Annotated in this window: 15 protein-coding genes and 2 pseudogenes; 2 read left to right on the top strand and 15 right to left on the bottom strand. The window is 68.2% G+C overall.

From position 1 onward, the window contains the following. The first annotated feature begins 24 nt into the window (after positions 1-24). Positions 25-942 carry an NAD(P)-dependent oxidoreductase gene (locus H0I39_RS11755; RefSeq protein ID WP_180550606.1) on the top strand — a complete coding sequence of 306 codons (918 nt, stop codon included), beginning with the start codon at positions 25-27 and terminating at the stop codon, positions 940-942. A 156-nt stretch (positions 943-1,098) separates the two neighbouring features. On the opposite strand, the gene H0I39_RS11750 is transcribed toward H0I39_RS11755, so the two are convergent. From H0I39_RS11750 to H0I39_RS11740, 3 genes and pseudogenes are all read right to left on the bottom strand, one after another. Further along, complete coding sequence (locus H0I39_RS11750) at positions 1,099-1,272, bottom strand: hypothetical protein (RefSeq protein ID WP_180550605.1); 174 nt, start codon at positions 1,270-1,272, stop codon at positions 1,099-1,101. Continuing rightward, complete coding sequence (locus H0I39_RS23345; RefSeq protein WP_180550604.1) at positions 1,269-2,471, bottom strand: SIS domain-containing protein; 1,203 nt, start codon at positions 2,469-2,471, stop codon at positions 1,269-1,271. Before H0I39_RS23345 ends, H0I39_RS11750 begins: the two co-directional genes overlap by 4 nt. 426 nt (positions 2,472-2,897) lie before the next feature. Then, positions 2,898-3,289 (bottom strand): annotated as a pseudogene (locus H0I39_RS11740) (YraN family protein). A 4-nt stretch (positions 3,290-3,293) separates the two neighbouring features. On the opposite strand from H0I39_RS11740, the gene rsmI reads away from it, so the two are divergent. Continuing rightward, the gene (rsmI, locus tag H0I39_RS11735; RefSeq protein ID WP_308645840.1) at positions 3,294-4,241 is read left to right on the top strand and encodes a 16S rRNA (cytidine(1402)-2'-O)-methyltransferase; all 948 of its coding nucleotides are present in this window, start codon (positions 3,294-3,296) and stop codon (positions 4,239-4,241) included. A 383-nt stretch (positions 4,242-4,624) separates the two neighbouring features. On the opposite strand, the gene H0I39_RS11730 is transcribed toward rsmI, so the two are convergent. From H0I39_RS11730 to H0I39_RS11675, 12 genes and pseudogenes are all read right to left on the bottom strand, one after another. Beyond that, positions 4,625-5,872, bottom strand: a complete 1,248-nt coding sequence (locus H0I39_RS11730; protein WP_180550603.1) for a spore maturation protein — start codon at positions 5,870-5,872, stop codon at positions 4,625-4,627. Positions 5,873-5,942: 70 nt separating this feature from the next. Next, positions 5,943-6,863 (bottom strand): hypothetical protein, encoded by a 921-nt coding sequence (locus tag H0I39_RS11725; RefSeq protein ID WP_180550602.1) that lies wholly within the window; start codon positions 6,861-6,863, stop codon positions 5,943-5,945. An 83-nt stretch (positions 6,864-6,946) separates the two neighbouring features. Continuing rightward, positions 6,947-7,756, bottom strand: coding sequence for a YecA/YgfB family protein (locus H0I39_RS11720; protein ID WP_180550601.1), 810 nt, complete (start codon positions 7,754-7,756; stop codon positions 6,947-6,949). 159 nt (positions 7,757-7,915) lie between these two features. After that, on the bottom strand, positions 7,916-8,842 hold the full coding sequence (locus H0I39_RS11715) for an EamA family transporter (protein WP_180550600.1): 927 nt from the start codon (positions 8,840-8,842) through the stop codon (positions 7,916-7,918). A gap of 207 nt (positions 8,843-9,049) precedes the next feature. After that, positions 9,050-10,042 carry a 2-dehydropantoate 2-reductase gene (locus tag H0I39_RS11710; protein WP_180550599.1) on the bottom strand — a complete coding sequence of 331 codons (993 nt, stop codon included), beginning with the start codon at positions 10,040-10,042 and terminating at the stop codon, positions 9,050-9,052. 38 nt (positions 10,043-10,080) lie between these two features. Further along, positions 10,081-10,860 carry a class II aldolase/adducin family protein gene (locus H0I39_RS11705; RefSeq protein ID WP_180550598.1) on the bottom strand — a complete coding sequence of 260 codons (780 nt, stop codon included), beginning with the start codon at positions 10,858-10,860 and terminating at the stop codon, positions 10,081-10,083. Between the two features lie 76 nt (positions 10,861-10,936). Beyond that, positions 10,937-11,767, bottom strand: coding sequence for an aldolase/citrate lyase family protein (locus H0I39_RS11700; protein WP_180550597.1), 831 nt, complete (start codon positions 11,765-11,767; stop codon positions 10,937-10,939). Positions 11,768-11,781: 14 nt separating this feature from the next. After that, the gene (gene hpaH, locus H0I39_RS11695) at positions 11,782-12,597 is read right to left on the bottom strand and encodes a 2-oxo-hept-4-ene-1,7-dioate hydratase (RefSeq protein ID WP_180550596.1); all 816 of its coding nucleotides are present in this window, start codon (positions 12,595-12,597) and stop codon (positions 11,782-11,784) included. Between the two features lie 9 nt (positions 12,598-12,606). Continuing rightward, positions 12,607-13,064: pseudogene (locus tag H0I39_RS11690) on the bottom strand (5-carboxymethyl-2-hydroxymuconate isomerase). Positions 13,065-13,193: 129 nt separating this feature from the next. Then, the gene (hpaD, locus tag H0I39_RS11685; protein WP_180550595.1) at positions 13,194-14,117 is read right to left on the bottom strand and encodes a 3,4-dihydroxyphenylacetate 2,3-dioxygenase; all 924 of its coding nucleotides are present in this window, start codon (positions 14,115-14,117) and stop codon (positions 13,194-13,196) included. 28 nt (positions 14,118-14,145) lie between these two features. Continuing rightward, positions 14,146-14,541, bottom strand: coding sequence for a type II toxin-antitoxin system VapC family toxin (locus H0I39_RS11680; protein ID WP_180550594.1), 396 nt, complete (start codon positions 14,539-14,541; stop codon positions 14,146-14,148). Continuing rightward, positions 14,538-14,780: a hypothetical protein gene (locus H0I39_RS11675; protein WP_180550593.1), complete on the bottom strand. Its 243-nt coding sequence runs from the start codon at positions 14,778-14,780 to the stop codon at positions 14,538-14,540. Before H0I39_RS11675 ends, H0I39_RS11680 begins: the two co-directional genes overlap by 4 nt. Between the last annotated feature and the right edge of the window lie 19 nt (positions 14,781-14,799).

The raw sequence follows: 14,799 nt of genomic DNA, 5'->3' as shown, positions 1-14,799 counted from the left end.
GTCATTCGCTTCCGGAGTCCCCGCATGAACACCACCATCAACGCCAAGACCTACGAATCCACCGCGCCGCGCCAGGTCGCCTTTCTGGGCCTGGGCGTGATGGGCTACCCCATGGCCGGACACCTGGCGATGGCGGGTCACACGGTAACGGTCTACAACCGCACTGCTACCAAATCCGAAGCGCTCTGCGCCCAGCTGGCGAGCACCGGCAGGGTGAAAAGTGCCGAAACGCCGAAGCTGGCTGCGGCGGGTGCCGACATCGTGTTCTGCTGCGTCGGCAACGACGACGACCTGCGTCAGGTGGTGCTGGCCGACACCGGCGCGCTGGCCGGCATGGAGCCCGGCGCCATCTTCGTCGACCACACCACGGCCTCGGCCAACGTCGCGCGCGAGCTGGACGAAGCAGCGCGCGCACGCGGCCTGCAGTTCATCGACGCGCCGGTTTCCGGCGGCCAGGCTGGCGCGCAGAACGGCCTGCTGACGGTGATGTGCGGCGGCGATCCGTCGGCGTTCGATGTCGTGAAGCCCGTGGCCATGGCCTTCTCGCGCGCCTTCACGCTGATGGGCCCCAGCGGCGCCGGCCAATTGACCAAGATGGTCAACCAGATCTGCATCGCCGGGCTGGTGCAGGGCCTGTCGGAGGCCATCGCCTTCGGCCAGCGCGCGGGGCTTGACATGGCGCAGGTGCTCGGCGTCATCGGCAAGGGCGCGGCGCAGAGCTGGCAGCTCGACAACCGCGGCCCCACCATGGTGCAGGACCAATTCGACTTCGGCTTTGCCGTCGACTGGATGCGCAAGGACCTCGGCCTGGTGCTCGACGAAGCCAAGCGCAACGGCGCCCGCCTGCCCGTCACCGCGCTGGTGGATCAGTTCTACGCCGACGTGCAGCAGATGGGCGGCGGCCGCTGGGACACCTCCAGCCTCATCAAGCGGTTGAAATAAGCCGCAGCGACGAAGCCGAGACAAGCGGGCTGCGCAGCAAGCCCGCCCAAGTCGAATGGCCGCGGAGCAGGCCGCTCGGGAACGCCGTGGCCGGACCTGCGCCGGCCACCAGCGTTGTCCCCCTCCGGGGAAGTCGCGCCAGCGGCACAGGGGGAGCTATTTCATCGGCGGCAGCGTCTGCACCTGCACCGGCGGGCGCGGCTGCTCGATCACCGGCTGCGTGACCGGGCTGACGACCACGCCCGTGGCCTGGTCGCCCGCGGCGGGCAGCGTGGGCGCCGCCGTGCCGCTCACCGCCGGGTCGGCCACCGGCGCGGCGCTGGTCGTCACGCTGCTGCCCCCGCCGGATCGGCAATCAGGTCGATCACGCGCACCACGCGCTGCACGCCATCGGTCTGGCGCGCCACCTCGGTGGCCAGCGCGGTTTCGGTGGCCGTCAGGCGGCCCATCAGGTAGGTCGTGCCGCGTTCGGTGGTCACGCGGATGCTGCCGGCGGGCACGCCGTTCTGGTTCATCAGGCGGGTGCGCACCTTGCTGGTGATCAGGCCGTCGTTGGAGCGCTGCAGCGTGCTGGATTCGGGCATCACCGCCAGCTCGTTCACCACGCCCGCCACGCCGGGCACGGCGCGCACCTGCGCGGCCACCAGCTGGCTATCCTGCGCGCTCGGCACTTCGCCGGTGATCAGCACCTTGCGGTAATAGCTGGTGATGTTGACGTGGCCGCGGCCCGGCAGGGCACGCACCACGGCGTCGCCCGCGGCGGCCTCGATGGTGCGGTCGGCCTCCTGCGTTTCGCCGCTGCGGCGGTCGGCCGTCATCAGCAGCGCGCCGGCCCCCACGGCGCCACCCACCAGCGCGGCCGGCACGCAGCCGGCCAGCCCGGCCGCCAGCACCAGCGTGGCACAGGCCGCGGCGCGCAGACTCAAACGTTTCATTCGGCTCTCCTCGTCACCAAGCAGTTGCAGATCGAGGCCGTCGCACAGGCAGTGCAGCACCAGCTGGTGCGCCTCGTGGATGCGCGGCGTGCGCTCGTGCGGCACGCACACGTGGACGTCGGTGTCGCGCAGCATGTGGCCCAGCTCGCCGCCGCCGCGGCCCGTGAGGGCGATCACGCTCATGTCGCGCTCGTGCGCGGCCTGCGCGGCCCGCACCAGGTTCACGGCCTGGCCGTTGGACGACAGCACCAGCAGCGCATCGCCCGCGCTGCCCAGCGCGCGCACCTGGGCGGCAAAGGCATCGGCGTATTCACCGCGGCGCGCCACGGCGGTGAGCGTGGCCGCGTCGGTGCCCAGCGCCAACGCCGGCAGCTCGGGCCGCACGCGCTCCAGCCCGCCCACCATCAGCGCCGCCATGTACTGCGCCAGCGCGCCGGAGGCGCCGTTGCCGCAGATCAGCACCTTGCCGCCGCCGGTGACGCAGGCCAGCAGCGCCTGCGCGGCTTCGTCGATGGGGCGTGCCAAGGTCTGCGCCCACTGGTACTTCAGGTCGGCACTGTCGATGAACTGCTGGTGAACGCGTTGCTCGGGCATCGGCGCCGATCATAACGCGGCAGCGCGCGTTCGGTGCAAATTTAGGAGCAACAGGCTCCCCTGAGTCGCCTTCGGCGCCTTCCCCGGAGGGGACAACGCTGGCGGTCGGCGCAGGTCCGACCGCGGCGTTCCCGAGTGGCCTGCTCCGCGGCCGCCCGTGCTTGGCGGGCCTGCTGGGCGGCCCCCGCGGTGATGCGCGTCTGATACTTTTGCGCGCTCAAAGAAGACAGCTTCTCGCGCGCGAGGCGATGACGAAATGACCTCGCTGCGCTTCCATGACGGCGGCTGCGCCGCCATGACGCCAGCCGCGTGCGAGGCATTTTGCGCATCACGGGCGTCATTTCGTCATCACGCCGCGCAGCGGCGAAGTCATTGCGTCATCCGCAAAAACCAACGCTTGGAACGCAAAACGGTACGAGTCGGTACTCAACCAGCGTCGAAAGCGCCCTTGATCCACTCGATGCGATCACCCTCGATGGCCACCACGTCGAAGCGGCACGGCGGCGGCTGGCGGTGGCGCAACAGGTAGTGGCGCGCGGCCAGCACGATGCGGCGCTGCTTGTTGGCGCCCACGCTGGCGGCCGCGCCGCCGTGCGTGGCGCTGCCGCGTGCGCGCACCTCCACGAACACCAGCGTGCCGCCGGGCGCGCGCATCACCAGGTCGATCTCGCCGCCGCCGCGGCCGGGGTTCGATAATTGCGCTCGAGCAGCGTCAGGCCGGCGCGCAGCAGGTGCGCCAGCGCGGCGTCCTCGGCCGCGGTGCCGCGCACGCGGGTGGTGGCGCCGGCGGCGGCGCGATTGAAATTCCACAGTGCCATCGTCGTGGCGCTAGCTGAGCGATCCCATGTCCACTTCGCCCCCATCGGCAAACCCTCGTTCGACCTCGCGCTGCAAGCCGCGCTGCAGGCCGCGGGGCCGCAGCATTATCCGGCCGGCGCGCTGTACGTCGTCGCCACGCCCATCGGCAACCTGGCCGACATCACGCTGCGCGCGCTGCACGTGCTGGCGCTGGCCGACGCCATCGCCTGCGAGGACACGCGCCACACCGCGCCGCTGCTGCGCGCCTACGGGCTGGACGGCAAGCCGCTGATCGCCCTGCACGAACACAACGAGGCCGAGGCGGCGCAGGGCGTGATCGCGCGGCTGCAGGCGGGCCAGCGCGTGGCCTGCGTCAGCGACGCCGGCACGCCCGCCGTCAGCGACCCCGGCGCGCGCCTGGCCGCCGCGTGCGCCGCCGCCGGCCTGCGCGTGGTGCCGCTGCCGGGCGCCAGCAGCGTGACGACGGCCATCAGCGCCGCCGGGCTGGCGGGCGACGGGCAGTTCGTGTTCGCCGGCTTTCTGCCCACCAAGCCTGGCGAACGCGCCAGCGCCGTCGATGCGCTGGCGGCCGAACCGCGCGCCGTGGTGCTGCTGGAGGCGCCGCACCGCATCGCCGCGCTGGCCCATGCGCTGGCCGCCCTGGGCGCGCGGCCGGTGACGGTGGGGCGCGAGCTGACCAAGCAGTTCGAGCAGATCGCCACCCTGCCCTGCGCCGAGCTGCCCGCCTGGCTGGCCGCCGACGCGCAACGCCAGCGCGGCGAGTTCGCCCTGGTGCTGCACCCGGCCGATGCCGCCGCCGCGCCGGGCGACGAGGCGCGCGTGCTGCGCCTGCTGCTGGCAGCGTTGCCGACCAAGACCGCCGTCAAGCTGGCCGCCGAGATCACCGGCGCGCCGCGCAATGCGCTGTATGAGCGGGCGCTGGCGCTCAAGCAGATGACGGATGACGAATGACGCCGGCTGGCGCCGGCATGACGAACAAGCCCTGGCCGCGGAAGCGCAGCGAAGCCATTGGCCGCCGTTCTGGCACACGCAAGAGCGCGCAAGGCTCGAAATCAAGCGATAGCTATTTGGCGCGGTATTGCAATATGAAAACAGGAGCTGCTTGCGCCCGATGAACGGGCACTGAAGCCGTTTTTCTTGATGCAAAAATCTGACAGGTCCCCCCATGGATGCAGGGCCGGCGCGGGAGAAGCCCGCATACCGTCTTGCGTTCAGAACGATGACAAATGACTGCGTCTGGCGCCGCATGACAAATGACGAATGCCTTTTTGTCATTGAAGCGCAGCGAAGTCATTTGTCATTTGTCATTCGTCATTTTTGACAGCGCATTGGTATCAGGCAAAGAACGCGTAGGCCACAACGATGGCCGCCACCAGCCCCACGGCGTCGGCAAACAGGGCGCAGGGCAACGCGTGGCGCGTGTTCTTGATGCCCACGCTGCCGAAATACACCGCCAGCACGTAGAAGGTGGTCTCGGTCGAGCCCTGGATGATGGCGGCCAGCTTGCCCGCGAACGAATCGACGCCGTGCGCCTGCATCACGTCCACCATCAACCCGCGCGCGCCCGAGCCGCTCAGCACCTTCATCAGCCCCACCGGCACGGCGGGCAGAAAGTCGGTCGGCAGCCCCAGCGCCGCCACCGCCGCGCCGATGGCGCCCACAGCCAAATCCATCAGCCCCGCCGCGCGGAACACGGCAATCGCCACCAGCATCGCCACCAAGTAGGGGATGATGCCCACGGCCACGCCAAAGCCCTCCTTCGCGCCATCGACGAACGCCTCGTACACATCCACCCGCCGCAGCGCGCCGGCCACCAGAAACAGCGCCACCACGGCCAGGATGAAGCCGGCGCCGATCAGCCCCATCCACTGCGCCGCCTGCTCGGGCGGCAGGCGCGACAGCCACCACACCAGCGCCCCCACCGCCGCCCCGAAGCCCGCCAGCGGCCCCAGCAGGCTGGCGCGCCACAGCGAGATGCGCTGCACCGCCGCTACCAGCACCAGCGCCGACAACAGCCCGCAGGCGGTGACGATGAGCGTGGGCAAGAAGATGTCGGCCGCGTTGAAGCCCACCAGCCCCTGCTTGACGGCCATCGTCTGCCGGATGGCGATGACCGAGGTGGGGATCAGCGTCAGCCCCGCCGTGTTCAGCACCAGGAACATGATCTGCGCGTTGGTGGCGGTGCCGGGCCGTGTGTTGAGCGACTGCAGCTCCTGCATCGCCTTCAGCCCCAGCGGCGTGGCGGCGTTGTCCAGCCCCAGCAGGTTGGCGCTGATGTTCATCGTCACCGCGCCCTGCGCCGGGTGCCCCGCCGGCACGCCCGGAAACAGGTGGCGGAACACCGGGTTCACCCCGCGCGCAAAGGCATCCACCATGCCCGCGCGCTCGCCGATCTTCATGAAGCCCAGCCACAGCGCCATGATGCCGACCAGGCCAAGCGAGATGTCGAAGCCGGTCTTGGCGGCATCGAACATCGCCGTCATCAGGCGCGGAAAGACCGTGAAATCACCCTGAAAGGTCTGCACCAGCGCGACGGCGATGGCGCTGAGGAAGAAGGAGAGCCAGACGAAATTCAGGACCAAATCAGACTTTCCCTAGATTCCAATTCTCGCGGAACACTACAAATACTGAAGCAATAGAAGCCATTCCCTTTTACGACGCTGCGATCTGATGAAAGGGCAAGTAGATGTGTCCCGTTTGAGCGGCATACCGCTTCTTCCTAAGCAGAAGGCTTACGAAGTCAATGCGTTCCTTAAAGACGGCCATAAGGTCCGCACCATCCATGAGCAAAACGACGGCACCTCCAGCGGCGTGAGCAGCTACCCCGTCCGGAGAAAAGCCATTGATCGACAGAAAGACGCCAAGTGTGTTTTCGAGCTTCCGACGAACCTTGCCAGAAAACGAGTCCAGTGCAGCAGCGTTGACCAGTTCCTGTTGCCACTTGGCCTCAAAAAGGTAGTCGGTACCATCGAAAGAGAAGGCGCCATCAATCTGCTCACCAGTGTTGCGAAACGAGGCCTTGGGATCGAGATCAAACAGCTCGAACAAGTCGTACATGACGCGCTCCAGCTCGAACCCCCGACTCTGCATATTCCAGGACATTACGAGTGCCATGTACCGATTCTTGATGTCCTCCAATCTTTGTCTGACCGCCGCATTCGTTCGCAGCTTCTCTGCAGCACGACGCTGCCGATCAGCAAGCTCATCAGCCTCTTTGCGAGCTTCTTGGTGGGGTGTTACCAAAGCCTTGAGTTGAGTAACCGCTATCCGTGCGCGTTCAGCCTTCTGAGCGCCTCCATCGAGTTGCTGCAAATGCTCAAACGTAGTGATACTGCAAACTTCATTGCAAAGACGAGTCAAATCCCCGAGGTGCTTGTCTTGGTCTCGGACGAGGTAGTCAACCAAGTCGGATACCACTTGCCTCTTGTAGCTGTCCCAGTTCAGCGTAGCGAGGACTGACGGATTCGAAAGACACTGCTGGAGAAAGCTCTTCAGGTCAGCCTTGTACCAATAGACCGCGCACAATGCTTCCTTGAGCGCGGGAACTGCTGCTGGCGTGAGTCGCTTAGTCATGACATAAAAGTCTGGTCGTTGTTTGTCGAGTCATTTAGGCGGGATGTTGAGCGCGGTGCGCAGGCTTCCTAGCGGCCTGAGCCTCACGCCCCACAACACTTCTTGTACTTCTTCCCGCTCCCGCAAGGACACGCATCGTTGCGCCCCACCTTGCTGCTCTGCGCCGGCGCCACGCGCGGGCCCAGGCTCTTGGCGATGTCGTACAGGTCGTACACGGCCCACAGCGCCTCGCCGAAGGCGTCGAAGCGGGCCTGGCTGACGCTGGGCGGGCCGTCGTCCTCGTACAGGTTCAACACCGGCGTGTCCGTGTCGTCGTCGGTCAGGTCCTCAATGCAGGCCAGTGCGTCGGCCAGCATGTCGGCGATTTCCTTGTCGCGCGGCGGCGCCCAGTCGTCGGCCCAGTGATCGACCGCCGCCAGAAAGCCAACCGCCCACACCTGCGCCAGCGCTGGCGGCGGGCCGTCTTGCCCCTGGGTGGCCTCGGCGCGGTCGGCTTCGGGCAGGCAGGCCAGCAGGCCGCGCCAGTCCATCACGGCGGGGCTGAGGGCGCGCTCGTCCTCCAGCGAATCGACCTTGGCGTTCAGCGCGGCGCGCAGCTGCGATTCGCGCTCCAGCCAGCCCATGCTGAACTGCGTGCGCTCGGCCGGGCTGGCGAACACGTCGGCGCCGTCGCGGCCGAAGATGAAGGGCAGCCATTCGTCCTCGCCGATGGCGCGGCGCGTGCACAGCAGCGCGGTGAGCACGCCTTCGCAGAACTCCCACTGCGGCGTGTCGGGGTGGCGCTCGCGCACGACGTCGAGCACGTCTTCCAGCGCGTCGAGCGTGGCGCTGGTGGCGTCGTCGAATTCGTCGCTGCGAGCGTCGTCGGAGGGTGCGTGGGTGGGGTCGGTCATGGCGCAATTTCTGAGGGCGATGCGCGGATGGTAGCGGCGCCAGTTCGATCAATCATCCAATGGCCGCGGAGCAGGCCATGCCAGCGACCGCCCGAGCCGGGGTTCCCCGGCGACCGGCGGTGTCCCCCTTCCCGCGAAGCGAGAGAAGGGGAAGCGCCGTCAGGCGCTCAGGGGATGTTCCCTATTTTTCCGCATCCCGAGCCAGATGACGGCGCCCACCACGATAAACGCCCCCGCCACCTGCACCGGCGCGATGGCTTGGCCGAGGATCAGCCACGCCAGCACCAGCGCGAACACCGGCTCGACGTTCATCACCGCCGAGTTGCCGACCACACCCAGGCGCGGCAGCACGGTGAACAAAATGGTGATGCCGGTGCCGTACAGCAGCGTGAGCAGCGCCAGGCCCCACCAGCCCGCCGTGGCGGTGGGCAGCGCGAAGCCGCCGCGCCAGGCCACGGCCACGCCGGCCAGCAGGCCGACGATGGCCATGGTGGCGAAGGTGCGCAGGCGGCCATCCAGCCCGCCGGCCTCATGCTGCGTCAGCACCAGCGCCAGCCCGAAGGTGGCAGAGGCCGCCAGCGCATAGCCCACGCCGGCGCCGATCTCGCGCCACTGCCCGGCCGCGCCCAGACCCGAAGCGGCGCCCAGCACGTCCAGCGCCAGCACCAGGCCGAGCAGGATCACCGGCATGGCGATGAGCAATGCGCGCTCAGGCTGGTGGCGGTACAGCAGGCGTGCCCACAGCGCCGTCATCAGCGGAAAGCTGTTGAACACCAGCAGCGCCAGCGCCACCGGCAGCCGCGCGACGGCGGAATACAGGCACAGGCTTTGTACCGCGATCAGCACGCCGATGAGCGGCAGGGCCTTGCGCTGACGCGGCGTGAGGGTGAGCGGTACCCGGTAGATCGCCAGCAGCGCGCCCACCACCAGCGCCGTGGCGATGCTGCGGAAGGTGACGGCCGTGGGCACGTCCACGCCGTGGTTGAAGGCCAGGCGCGCGGCGACGTGGTTGGCACCCATCACGAAGGCGATGAACAGCAGCGTGAGGAAGGCCAGGGTGCTGAGGGCGCGGGTGGGCGGGGTCATGGGCGGGCGCCCTCGCTCGGCACCGCACGCCCCAAGGGTCTTGCTCCCTCGCCCCTCTGGGGAGAGGGCTGGGGTGAGGGCGGGCCGCGTGGGGGCGGTGCGGCCGCCGGGCCCCTACCCGGCCCTCCCCAGCGGAGGGGGAAGCAGCCCTCACCCCGCCCTCTCCCGCTGGCGGGAGAGGGAGCAAGGCCGGGCAAGGTGATGCGGTCATGCCGCCGCAGGATACAAACCCCGCACGCGCGCATGCAGCCGGCTCAGGCCCAGCAGCGCATCGGTGTACGGCGTGGGCACCTGCGTGAGCTGGCCCAGCTCGCGCACCGAGGAGACCAGCGCATCCAGCTCCACCGGCTTGCCGGCTTCCACGTCCTGCAGCATCGAGGGGCGCATGGCGCCCAGCTTGCGCGTGACGGCGTGGCGGTCTTCGGGCTGCTCGGCGATGGGGATGCCGATGCGCGCGCCGATCTCGCGGGCCTCCAGCATCACGGCGCTGAGGAAGCCTCGCACCAGTTCGTCGTCGAGCACGCGGTCGGCGCTGGCGCCGGTCATGGCGCAGACCGGGTTGATGGTCATGTTGCCCCACAGCTTGTACCAGACGTCCTTCTGGATCTGCGGCGAAAGCGTGACGTCGAAGCTGGCCTTGGTCAGCAGCTCGGCGAGCGCCCGCACGCGCGGCGTTTCACCGCCGGCCGGCTCACCCACGATCAGGCCCTGGCCTGCACGGTGGCGGATGACGCCCGGCGCATCAACCGAGCAGCTGGCGTGCACCACGCAGCCGATGACGTGCTGCGCCGGAATGGCCTGGGCGATGGCGCCGCCCGGATCGACCGACTGCAGCGTGAGCCCGGCCACCGGCCCGCCGAAGCCCTGCAGGAACCACCAGGGCACGCCGTTCATGGCGGTCAGCACGATGGTGTTGGGCCCGATCAACGGCTGGATGCGCCGCGCCACGTCGGCCATGCCGGGCGCCTTGACGGAGACGATGACCAGGTCCTGCACGCCGAGCGCGGCGGTGTTGTCGCTGGCGGTGACGGCTTGCGCGCGCTCGGCCTCGCCTTCGCGCAGGCGCAGGCCGTGCGCACGCACCGCCGCCAGCGTGTCGCCGCGCGCCACCACGCTCACGTCGCAGCCGCTGGCGGCCAGCCTGACGCCCATCCAGCCGCCGATGGCGCCTGCGCCGTAGATGGCGATTTTCTGTATCATTTTGGCCTCCAGCGCTTGCCTGCTCTGCGCAAGCAGCTTCAATTTTTATAGCTTGCGTCGATGCGCTCGATCTGCCGCACCAAGGCGTTGAACACATCCTGCCCAGCGCCGTGCTTTGGGTCGAACTGCAGCGCATCGCGCGTGCACTTGGCGGCGATGGCCTCGGGCACCGGCAGCGGCGCGCCCATGCTCTGCGTGGCCAGTTGAATCTCGCAGGCACGCTGCAGCGTCCACAGCACGGCAAAGGCCTGCGGCAGCGTCTGGCCCCAGCTCAGCAGGCCGTGGTTGCGCAGGATCACGGCCTGCTTGTTGCCGATGCTGGCCAGCACGCGCGGGCCTTCCTCGGCGTGGATGGTGATGCCCTCGAAGTCGTGCGTGGCCACCATGTCGTGCAGCTGCGCGCTGTAGAAGTTGCTCTGCGACAGGCCGCTGGCCAGTGAAGCCACCGCCACGCCCGCCGTCGTGTGCGTGTGCATCACGCAGTGCGCGCCATCGATGCCGCCGTGGATGGTGCTGTGCAGCACGTAGCCGGCAGGGTTGATCGGGTGCGGCGAGCCATCGAGGATGTCGCCCGCCAGGTTCACCTTGACCAGGTTGCTGGCGGTGACCTCGTTGTAGTGCAGGCCGAAGGGGTTGATGAGGAAGTGCTTCTCTTCCCCGCTCACGCTGCCCGGCAGGCGCAGCGTGATGTGGTTGTAGATCATCTCCGTCCAGCCGAGGAGCGCGAAGATGCGGTAGCAGGCGGCGAGCTGGACACGCGCGGCGCGTTCGTCGGGGTGCATCTGCGCTGCAGTGCTGGTTGGACGGGTTTGCAACATGCCGTTTGCTCCTTGTTCAATAGCTGCTCGCGCTTGTCAGACGGGCGCTGGAGCCCGATTTGACCCCAAACCTGTTTCAGTAACTCGACGGCCCCGCCGCCCCTGCGCCATCCTTGTACTTCGCCAACAGGGCGCGCGCGCCGCTGTCCAGCAGCATGGTGTCGGCGCCCACGGCGACGAAGCGCGCACCGGCCGCCAACCACTTGCGTGCCTGCGGCTCGCTGGTGGCCAGGATGCCCGGTGCCTTGCCTGCTTTCAGGATGCGGGCGATGCCGTCCTCAATGACCTTCTGCACCTCGGGGTGCGCGGCGTTGCCGGGGTGGCCCATGCTGGCGCTCAGGTCGGCCGGGCCGATGAATACGCCATCCACACCAGGCGTGGCGGCGATGGCGTCCAGGTTCTTCATCGCCTCCACCGTCTCGGCCTGCACCAGCACGCACACGCGGTCGTTGGCCTCGTGCACGTATTGCGGGTGCGCTTGCCAGCGCGAGGCCCGCGCCAGCGCGCTGCCCATGCCGCGCACGCCGGTGGGCGCGTAGCGCGCGGCGGCGGCCACCTGGGCGGCCTGCTCGGCGGTATCGAACATCGGCACCAGCAGCGTCTGCGCGCCGATGTCGAGAAACTGCTTGATGATCGCCGTGCCCGCCTCGCCCGTGCCCAGCGGCACGCGCACCACGGGGTGCGAGCGCCCGTCGCCAAAGGCCTGCTGCGCGCTGGCCACGGCCTGCAGCTGGGTAAGCGTGCTGCGCACGTCGTTGGGGGCGTGCTCGCCATCCAGCAGCAGCCAGTCGTAGCCGACACCGGCGATCAGCTCGGTGCTGTAGGGGCTGGCCAGCGCCACCCACAGGCCGATCTGGGCGCGGCCTTGTTCAAGAGCTTGCTTGAAGGGGTTCAGCGGGGTCTGCATGTTGTTGGTATTCCTCAGACGAACTTGAATGCCATCTTGCCGAGCGGGCCGTAGTCCGCCTCGAACAGGTCGCCCACTTTAGCCGCCACGGGGCGGGTGAAGGAGCCGGCCAGCACGATCTGCCCGGCCTTCAGCGATTCGCCCCAGGGCGCCAGCTTGTTGGCCAGCCAGGCGATGCCGATGGCCGGATCACCCTGCACGCCGGCGGCCAGGCCCGTCTCTTCCACGACGCCGTTCTGGCGCAGGATGGCGCCGACCCAGGGCCGGTCGATGGCGCGCGCGTCGGCGCGGCCGGCCCCGACCACGATGCCGGCGTTGGCCGCGTTGTCGCTGATGGTGTCGAACACCTTGCGCATCGCCTTGGTGTGGCGGTCGAACTGCTCGATGCGGGCGTCGATGATCTCGATGGCGGGCGTGACGTACTCCGTCGCGGCCAGCACCTGCTCGACGTCGACATCGGGGCCTTGCAGGTCCTTGTTGAGGATGAAGGCCAGCTCCACCTCGACACGCGGGGCAATGAAGCGCTGTGCCGGAATCTCCAGCACCTCGCCCGGTTGGCAGGTGAACAGCATCGAATCGAGCAGCGTGCCGTAGTCTGGCTCGTCGATCTGGCTGGCCTGCTGCATGGCGCGCGAGGTCAGGCCGATCTTGTGGCCGATCACCTGTCGGCCCTCGGCGATTTGCCGCGCGACCCACGCACGGCTGATGCGGTAGCCGTCCTCGATGGTCATGACGGGAAAGCGCTTGGAGAAATGCTCGACGGGCGTGCGCGTGGTTTCGCTCTGGTGCAGTTCGTCGGCGAGTTGGTCGATTTGTTCGGAAGTCAGCATGTCATTGACTCAGTTCTTCTTGAAGAGGGGATGTAGCGTGCTGTGCTTGGCGTCGAACACCTCGGGGCCTTCGTCGATCTGGATCGTGAGGCCGATGTGGCGGGTCGCCATCACGGCATCAATCGAGCCCTGGTCGCCGCCAACAGTGCGCGACCAGCTATCTGCTCTGTAGCAGCCGTGCGTCCTCGGCCCATGCGCAGGTTCAGGTACATGAAACCGTACTCACCCGGGTCGCTGGTCGACACGCCGGTCTTGCCCGCACCCGCCGCGCGCCCCGCCGCGCCGCCATCGGCCACGGCGAAGTGCGGCGTCGGGTAGGCCAGCACGCGCGTGCCGCCGGTGGGGAAGACCTGCGCGCCGGCTTCGTCGCGCACCGTGAGCATGGCGTCGGCCAGCTCGCGGCACAGCGCGGGCATGTCGACCACGGTATCGAGGTTGCCGGTGTAGAGGATGACCAAGTGGGGCATGAGCGTTTGCGCGAGATCAGATCAAGGTTTGCTCCTTCCCCGCTGGGGAAGGCGGGGATGGGGGCCGACAGCGCTGGCGTACGGCACGCGGCTGGCCCCACCCCGCCCTCCCCAGCGGGGAGGGAGAAGTCACAGACGAGGGAAGGACTTGTACGACGTCGCGCGCGACGCTTCAGGCTGCGGCACCGCATGACCATCCTGCTTCGTCACCGGGAAGATGGCGTTGATCTGCCCCGTGCCCGAGGCGGCGAAGTACGGCGTGACCACCTCCACCTTGCCGTCGTAGGCCGACCAGCCCAGCGCGCCCAGCAGCATCGCCGTGTCGTGCATGAAACCCTCGCCGTGGCCCTTGGCCGCGTACTCGGGCAGCATGGCGCAGAAGTCCGCCCACTCGCCGTTCTTCCACATCTCGACCACCTCGGCATCCAGCTTGCCGAGGAAGGGACTCCAGATCTTGAACGCGAACTCCGGCGCCAGCCCGTTCTGCGCGAAGCGGTGCGACAGCGAGCCACTGGCCAGGAAAGCCACGGTGCCGTCGTAATGCTTCTCCACCGCCTCGCGCATCGCCCAGCCCAGGCGCGCACTGTCGTTCAGGTAATGGCTGGTGCACATGGCCGACACCGACACCACCTTGAAGTGCTGGTCCTCGTTCATGTAGCGCATGGGCACCAGCGTGCCGTATTCGGGTGCCAGCGTGGTGGCGTCATGCGCCAGCGTTTCAACGCCCTGCTCGTTGCACGCCTGGGCCAGGATGCGCCCCAGTTCGGGGTTGCCCGAGAAGGCGAACGGCATGTTGCTGATGAAGTGCGGCAGCTCGTTGCTGGTGTACACGCCCTCCCAATGCGGCGCGCAGTTGAGGTGGTAGTTGGCGTTCACCAGCCAGTGCGTGTCGAACACAACGATGGTGTCCACGCCCAGTTCGCGACAGCGGCGGCCGATCTCGTGGTGGCCGTCGATCGCGTCCTGGCGCGTGCCCTGGCGGTCGCCCGGCAGTTCGCTCAGGTAAAGCGACGGCACGTGCGTGATCTTGGCGGCGAGTGCTAATTGGCCCATGGTTTGTCTCCTCAGGTCAGAGTGCCCCTCAAGGGCAGATCAGTTGCAGTTCGGGGAAATAGGTTCTGTAGCGCGCGGCGTCGCGGGTCAGCAGGCGCCAGTTTTCGGTCTGCGCCTGCGCGCCGATGAAGAAGTCGGGCAGCACGCCGGTTCGGGCGCCGCCCCGCTCGCGGTAGCGGCGGAAGGCCAGCGCCGCATCGCGCGCAGCCGTGCGGCTGATCTCGGGCAGCGAGATCTGCAGGTCATCAAGAAAGGCATCCAGATCGAAGTCGAAACCGGGGTGCCCCACCAGTTCCGCGTACACCACGATGTTGATGGCCAGCCCCTGCGCGCGGCCCCGGCGCAGATGCTGCGCGGACCACGGCATCCACACTGGGTCGCGCTTGAACACGTCCAGCAGCACATTGGTGTCGACCAGGATCACGGGCGGTTCCAGTCGTCACCGCGCGTGGCGCGCAGCCATTCGTCGGTACTCGGGCCATCTTCCATCACGCCGATCCACTTGACCAGCGGGTCATCTTCCGGGATCGGCAGCGGCGCCCTTTCAGCCACCAACAGTTTCCGCAGGGCAGTCAGGCCGGCCTCGGTCTTGCTCACGCCGTGGCGCTCGCAGTAGTCCAGAAATTCGGCCTCCAGGGCCTTGGGCAAGCGAAGTGTCAGCATGACGGCCTCCTGAATGACG

This window comes from Ottowia beijingensis (assembly GCF_013423955.1).
Classification (GTDB): domain Bacteria; phylum Pseudomonadota; class Gammaproteobacteria; order Burkholderiales; family Burkholderiaceae_C; genus Ottowia; species Ottowia beijingensis.
This window is presented reverse-complemented; position numbering and strand designations above follow the sequence as displayed.

What these genes read in the sequence shown, in the direction of transcription:
- hpaH (WP_180550596.1), bottom strand. Translation starts at nt 12,597, where the DNA reads ATGCTGACTTCCGAACAAATCGACCAACTCGCCGACGAACTGCACCAG.
- H0I39_RS11725 (WP_180550602.1), bottom strand. Translation starts at nt 6,863, where the DNA reads ATGACTAAGCGACTCACGCCAGCAGCAGTTCCCGCGCTCAAGGAAGCA.
- H0I39_RS11720 (WP_180550601.1), bottom strand. Translation starts at nt 7,756, where the DNA reads ATGACCGACCCCACCCACGCACCCTCCGACGACGCTCGCAGCGACGAA.
- H0I39_RS11715 (WP_180550600.1), bottom strand. Translation starts at nt 8,842, where the DNA reads ATGACCCCGCCCACCCGCGCCCTCAGCACCCTGGCCTTCCTCACGCTG.
- H0I39_RS11705 (WP_180550598.1), bottom strand. Translation starts at nt 10,860, where the DNA reads ATGTTGCAAACCCGTCCAACCAGCACTGCAGCGCAGATGCACCCCGAC.
- H0I39_RS11700 (WP_180550597.1), bottom strand. Translation starts at nt 11,767, where the DNA reads ATGCAGACCCCGCTGAACCCCTTCAAGCAAGCTCTTGAACAAGGCCGC.
- hpaD (WP_180550595.1), bottom strand. Translation starts at nt 14,117, where the DNA reads ATGGGCCAATTAGCACTCGCCGCCAAGATCACGCACGTGCCGTCGCTT.
- H0I39_RS11710 (WP_180550599.1), bottom strand. Translation starts at nt 10,042, where the DNA reads ATGATACAGAAAATCGCCATCTACGGCGCAGGCGCCATCGGCGGCTGG.
- H0I39_RS11755 (WP_180550606.1), top strand. Translation starts at nt 25, where the DNA reads ATGAACACCACCATCAACGCCAAGACCTACGAATCCACCGCGCCGCGC.
- H0I39_RS23345 (WP_180550604.1), bottom strand. Translation starts at nt 2,471, where the DNA reads ATGCCCGAGCAACGCGTTCACCAGCAGTTCATCGACAGTGCCGACCTG.
- H0I39_RS11675 (WP_180550593.1), bottom strand. Translation starts at nt 14,780, where the DNA reads ATGCTGACACTTCGCTTGCCCAAGGCCCTGGAGGCCGAATTTCTGGAC.